At 59.9% G+C, this 5,871-nt stretch carries 4 protein-coding genes and 1 pseudogene; 2 read left to right on the forward strand and 3 right to left on the reverse strand.

The annotated features are described in order from the left end of the window. The coding region (locus ACXRVY_RS15175; RefSeq protein WP_458237679.1) for a sel1 repeat family protein at nt 1-366 on the forward strand (366 nt) is incomplete at its 5' end. Nucleotides 367-531: 165 nt separating this feature from the next. Here ACXRVY_RS15175 and ACXRVY_RS15180 read toward each other — a convergent pair. Continuing rightward, nucleotides 532-2,322: a bifunctional diguanylate cyclase/phosphodiesterase gene (locus ACXRVY_RS15180; protein ID WP_223462163.1), complete on the reverse strand. Its 1,791-nt coding sequence runs from the start codon at nt 2,320-2,322 to the stop codon at nt 532-534. A gap of 143 nt (nt 2,323-2,465) precedes the next feature. After that, nucleotides 2,466-4,547, reverse strand: coding sequence for a carboxy terminal-processing peptidase (locus tag ACXRVY_RS15185; RefSeq protein ID WP_223462224.1), 2,082 nt, complete (start codon nt 4,545-4,547; stop codon nt 2,466-2,468). 138 nt (nt 4,548-4,685) lie between these two features. Here ACXRVY_RS15185 and ACXRVY_RS15190 point away from each other — a divergent pair, with 138 nt between their 5' ends. Beyond that, a complete protein-coding gene (locus ACXRVY_RS15190) occupies nt 4,686-5,648 on the forward strand; it encodes a zinc-binding dehydrogenase (RefSeq protein WP_458237680.1) in 963 nt (320 codons plus the stop codon). A 113-nt stretch (nt 5,649-5,761) separates the two neighbouring features. Here the strand turns inward: ACXRVY_RS15190 and ACXRVY_RS15195 are convergent. Next, nucleotides 5,762-5,871, reverse strand: a pseudogene (locus ACXRVY_RS15195) (HAD family hydrolase); the annotation flags it as partial.

A 5,871-nucleotide genomic window follows, 5' to 3' on the forward strand; every position in this document is an offset into this window, starting at 1 on the left:
CGCCAGTTGTTTCACTGGTCGTGGTTTGTCCGTCAGCCACGTGGCTGGCGCTGGCTCGAAGGCCAGTTCGCACGCATGGCCAACCTGGGCGATGTCGGCGCCCAGAGCTTCTATGGGCACATCCTGACGTTTCGCGGCGTCGGCCTCGGTGCTCGTGAGGAGGGCGTGCGTTTGTTGCGCCTGGCGGCGTTGGCGGGCGATGGCAAGGCGGCGTATCAAGTGGGTGTGATCAGTCTGGCCGGGACGGCGAGCAAGGCTCCGGACCCGGTTGAAGCAGTGCGGTTCTGGGGGATCGCCGCCAAGGCCGGGCATCCATTGGCACAGATCAAGTTGCAAGAGCTGGCGTCTCGCGAGTCGGACCTATAACCCCAGGCTGCCCGGTGATGGCTGTGATGTGATCGATGTGATCGGGCGGTGGTTGTGGGCGGGGTCTTCTTGAAGGATATAGGTGGGGATCAAATCGAGATTCAGGTTGTTTGATCTGGCGTCTTCGCTGGCAAGCCAGCTCCTACAGGGGGGGCGTCAGATCAATCAGCGCTGCCCTGTCAGCCAAACCCTTTCGGGCTCCGGCACCACCAGGCTATCAATCACATGCACGCTATACCCTTGCACATTCTTCGCATGGTGCTTGGCCTGTGATGCCATCTCGGCCAGCTGGCTCGCATCGAGTTGTCCGCAGGCCTGTGGGTGCAAATGCACCACCCCGATCGACAGTGACAACAGCGCAAACTCCTGACGCACGCCCTGGCGATTCGGAGCGACGAAGCAGCCGGCTTCCAGGTGCTCGCTGCGGTAGAAACGCCGGCACTGGCTCTGGAAGTCGTCGAGCAGCTGGTTCAAACGTTTGCGCCAGTCTTCCGGGCCGAGCACCAGCAGGAAGTCATCACCACCGATGTGGCCGACAAAGTCGCGGGCCGGGTCGACGCGGTCGTTCAGGCATTGCGCCAGGCACAGCAGGACTTCGTCGCCGCGGCCGTAGCCGTAGATGTCGTTGAAAGGCTTGAAACTGTCGATGTCCACGTAGCAGATCACCGATTCCCGTTGCTGTTGCAGCAGTCGTGTCAGGCATTGCCGGATCGGCACGTTGCCCGGCAGCAAGGTCAGCGGGTTGGCGTAGCGGGCCTGCTGGATCTTCAGTTCCGTAATCAACTTGAGCACGTCAATCACCCGGCCAAGCCCGAGATAGCCGCCATTGAGCGTGATGATGAAATCTTCTTCGATGCGCTGGCGGGCACGGCTGGTGATCAGGCGGCTGACTTGTTGCAGCGACTGGCTCAGTTCGACGGCGAGGAAGTCATCGCTCATCAAGCGGCTGATCGGCTTGCGGGCGAACAGGTCGGTGGCAAAGGGCTTGAGCAGGACGTCGGAGAGCGAATGGCGATGAACAATGCCGCAGGGCTGACCCTGTTCATCCAGGACCGCCAGCGAGTTCAGGTTGGCCTGGCGGCGAAAGGTTTCGAGCACCGTGGCGGTGGGGGTGTCACGGTTCACCGCGGGTTGCTCGTTGAGCAGGGCGCTGAGGTCGCTGCCGTCTTCGCTCAGTACAACGGCGATGCTGTCCTGTCGGGGCATCATTGCCCGGGCATCCCGCGGTGGGTGTTCCTGGGGGCGGCAGAGCAGGTAGCCCTGCACCAGGTCCACGCCCATTTCGGTCAGCACCGTGAGCTCTTCCGGTAGTTCGATACCTTCGGCGATGACTTGCGCCCGCGAAGCCTTGGCGATTTGCAGGATCGAACCGACGAATTCACGCTTGAGCGCATCCTGATGAATGCCATCAATGAAGTGTCGGTCAATTTTCACGTAGTCCGGCCGCAGTTCAGACCACAACCGCAAACTTGAATAGCCCGCCCCCAGATCATCCAGCGCAATCGAAAACCCCATCGCCCGATAGTGATGCAGGGCGGTTTGCAGCAGCTGGAAATCATCCGTTGGCGTTTGTTCGGTCAACTCGATGACCACCTGGCTCGGAGGGATGCCGAAGTCTTGCAGCAGTTGCAGGGTGCGCCCCGGTTGGTGGGCCGCTTCAAGCAGGGATTCCGGGGATACGTTAAGGAACAGCAGGCCAGGCAATTGCTGTTCATTGAAGCGTCGGCAAGCACTCTCGCGGCAGGCAATTTCCAGCTCGCTCAGACGTCCGGCCTGGCGGGCGACGGCGAACAGGGCGACCGGGGAGTGCAGAGGGCTGTTGGAGGGGCCGCGACTGAGGGCTTCGTAGCCGAGAATGCGTCGTTCAGAGAGGCTGATGATCGGCTGGAACAGGCTGTGCAAACCGCTTTGAGTCAGGATCGAGCTCAATGCACTCAGCTGTTCGGTTGTGGTCATGGCGATCTCTGGCGATAAAAAAAGGACCGGGCGTGCCCTTGGTAAAGAGCACGCCCGGTCCTCCATTTCACGACAGAACGATGACTGTTTGATGACGCTCCGGGGGCGTCAGCATTAAATTGCCATCAGCTGTTTGTAAAAACTCAGTGCTTGGCCACTGCCGTGTTGAGTTTCAGGTAGTCCAGCAGAATCCGCCCGGTTTCGCTCAGGTAGGCGTCGTCTTCCGGTTTGGTTTTGTCATCTTCGGCCGCAATGACGTCCTCGTCTTCTTTCTTCAGCTCTTTGAGTGGTTCTTCGCCCTTGGCCTTGCGACGGATGTTTTCCATGGCCAGCTGTTTGGCTTCAATGTCGGCATGTTGGGCACGACGCTCGGCTTCATTGAGGCTGACGGTTTTTTCCAACATCAGTTTCTGCGCCAGGGCCAGCTTGTCCCGGATGAACACGAACTCTGCATCCTTGGCCGTCCGCACGTCATGCTCGGACTTGAGCTGCGAAATGTACGGTTTGAACGGATCCAGCGCAGGCTTGATGGCGGCCTTGATGGTGTCCCATGGCATGGCTTCCGGCAGGGCGCTTTCACCGATTTCCTTGGTGTCGATGATCGACGGGTAATCGATGTCCGGCAAGACGCCCTGATGCTGGGTGCTCTGCCCGGAAACCCGGTAGAACTTGGCCAGGGTCAGTTTCAGTTCGCCATGGTTGAGCGGCTGAATGGTCTGCACGGTGCCTTTGCCGAAGGTCTGGCCGCCGATGATCAGTGCGCGGTGGTAGTCCTGCATGGCGCCGGCAAAAATCTCCGATGCCGAGGCGGACAGGCGGTTGACCAGCAACGCCATCGGGCCTTTGTAGAATGCGCCCGGGTTTTCATCTTCCAGGACATCGACGCGGCCATCGGCGTTACGCACGAGCACGGTCGGGCCTTTGTCGATGAACAGGCTGGTCAGCTCGGTGGCCTCTTGCAAGGAACCGCCGCCGTTGTTACGCAGGTCGATGACCACGCCGTCGACTTTCTCTTTCTGCAACTCGGTCAGCAGTTTCTTGACGTCGCGGGTGGTGCTCTTGTAATCCGGGTCGCCGGCACGGAAGGCCTTGAAGTCCAGATAGAACGCCGGGATTTCGATAATGCCGAGCTTGTAGTCCTTGCCGTCCTGCTTCAGGTTCAGTACCGATTTCTTCACGGCCTGGTCTTCGAGCTTCACCGCTTCACGGGTGATCGGCACGATCTTGGTGGTCTGGTCGTTCGGCGCATTGCTGGCCGGGATGACTTCCAGGCGCACAATGGTGCCCTTCGGACCACGAATCAGCTTGACCACTTCGTCCAGGCGCCAGCCCACCACGTCGACCATTTCCTTGTTGCCCTGGGCAACGCCGATGATCTTGTCGGCCGGTGCAACCTGCTTGGTCTTGTCCGCCGGACCTGCCGGCACCAGGCGTACGACTTTCACCTGGTCGTTATCGCTCTGCAACACGGCACCGATGCCCTCGAGGGACAGGCTCATGTTGATGTCGAAGTTCTCCGCATTATCCGGCGACAGATAGTTGGTGTGCGGGTCGTAGGACATGGCGAAGGTATTGATGTACGCCTGGAAGATGTCTTCCGCGCGGGTCTGGTCCAGGCGTGCCAACTGGTTCTTGTAGCGCTTGGTCAGGGTTTCCTGGATCTGCTTGGGCTCTTTGCCGGCGATCTTCATCCGCAGCACTTCATCCTTGACGCGTTTGCGCCACAGGTCATCGAGTTCTGCGGTGGATTTGAGCCAAGGAGCGTCCTTGCGGTCGATCAGCAAGGTTTCCTTGGTGGTGAAGTCGATCTTGTCGACGCCTTTGCCCAGCTCGGCAAGGGCGAAGTCCAGACGCGCCTTCACGCGGTCCAGGTAGCGCTTGTAGATGGTGAACCCGGCGTTCAGGTCGCCACTCTTGAGGAAGTCGTCGAACTGCGTCTTCCACTTGTCGAATTCGGCAATGTCGCTGGCCATGAAGTAGCTACGCGACGGATCCAGCAGCTTGAGGTAGCTGTCGTAGATGATCACCGAGCGCGCGTCATCGAGTGGCGGCTTGCTGTAGTGGTGGCGTTTGAGTAACTCCACGACGTTCAGACTGGCGATCACTTCGTCACGATCGGGTTGAAGATTGTCCCAGCTATTGGCTGCGAATGTATTGCCCGACATCGGCAGCAAGCCGATACCGATGAATAAGGCGAGGGCAGTGCTGGGGAACAGATGCTTCATGCTGATTCGACGCGGGGACAATTGATAACGCATATTAGGCCGTCTTTGAAGTCGCCGGATCTTTGGGAACCGGTCGCATAATGCAAAAAGCCCGACGCTATAGCTTCGGGCTCAGTCCAGACTCACTATGGAGGCACTGTGAAAGCATTGCAAGGCGTTGACGGTCGAGTGGTGTGGGTTGAAGAGCCGAGTCCTACGTGCGATGTAGGACAAGTTCGTATTCGAGTGGCGGCAGCAGGTCTCAATCGCGCCGATTTATTACAGAAAGCCGGCCTTTATCCGCCGCCGCCAGGGGCCAGCCAAGTGCTTGGTCTAGAGTGCTCGGGCGTGATCAGCGAGGTGGGCGCCGGTTCCTCCTGGCAGATTGGCGATCGGGTTTGCGCCTTGCTGGCCGGGGGCGGCATGGCCGAAGAGGTGGTTGTCGACGGACGGCACGTGCTGCCGGTTCCCGACGAAATGTCTCTGGCGGAAGCGGCAGCGCTGCCGGAAGTCTATGCAACGGTCTGGCTGAATTTGTTTCAACTTGCTGCTCTCAAGCCGGGTCAGAAAGTTCTGCTGCACGCCGGAGCAAGTGGAATTGGTTCAGCGGCTATTCAGCTGTGCAAGGCCTTCGGTAACCCGTGCTGGGTCAGCGTCGGCTCCGCCGAGCGACTGGCGTACTGCGAAGCGCTGGGCGCCCAGGGCGGCGTGGTGCGCAATGGCGATCTGGAGAGCCTGCGGGATCTGGGGCCGTTCGACGTGATTCTCGACCCGGTGGGCGGCAATTACGCGGACTTGAACCTCAAGCTGCTCGCGCAGGATGGCCGTTGGGTGTTGATCGGTCTGATGGGCGGGCGCGAGGCCAAGCTGGATCTGGCCCAGGTGCTGGCCAAGCGTGTGCAGTTGCTGGGCTCGAYCCTGCGCAGCCGTGATGAGCAGTTCAAGGCTGATCTGTTCAGCGATCTACGCCTGCATGTGTGGCCGTTGTTTGCCGAGGGGCGCTTGAGCCCGCAATTGGCCAAAGCTTTTCCGATCAAGGATGCCGAGGCGGCGTTCGCCGAGCTGGCGAGCAATACCGTGGCGGGGAAGGTGGTGTTGGTGATTGACGAGCGCTTGACCTGACCACCCTGAATCTGTAGGTGCGAGCCTGCTCGCGATGGCGGAAGGTCGGTCAACATTAACGTCGCCTGATCCACCGCTATCGCGAGCAGGCTCGCTCCTACAAGGGATCCGGGTTACTTCCAGAGATGAATCGGCCACCCGGCTTTTTCAGCCTGCTCGCGCAACACCGGATCCGGGTTGACCACGTGGGGGTAATCCACTTTCAGCAACAACGGCAGATCGT

This window comes from Pseudomonas sp. P5_A2_2, assembly GCF_054177685.1.

Coding starts and splice junctions, on each gene's coding strand:
- ACXRVY_RS15185 (WP_223462224.1), bottom strand. CDS start 4,547: ATGAAGCATCTGTTCCCCAGCACTGCCCTCGCCTTATTCATCGGTATC.
- ACXRVY_RS15180 (WP_223462163.1), bottom strand. CDS start 2,322: ATGACCACAACCGAACAGCTGAGTGCATTGAGCTCGATCCTGACTCAA.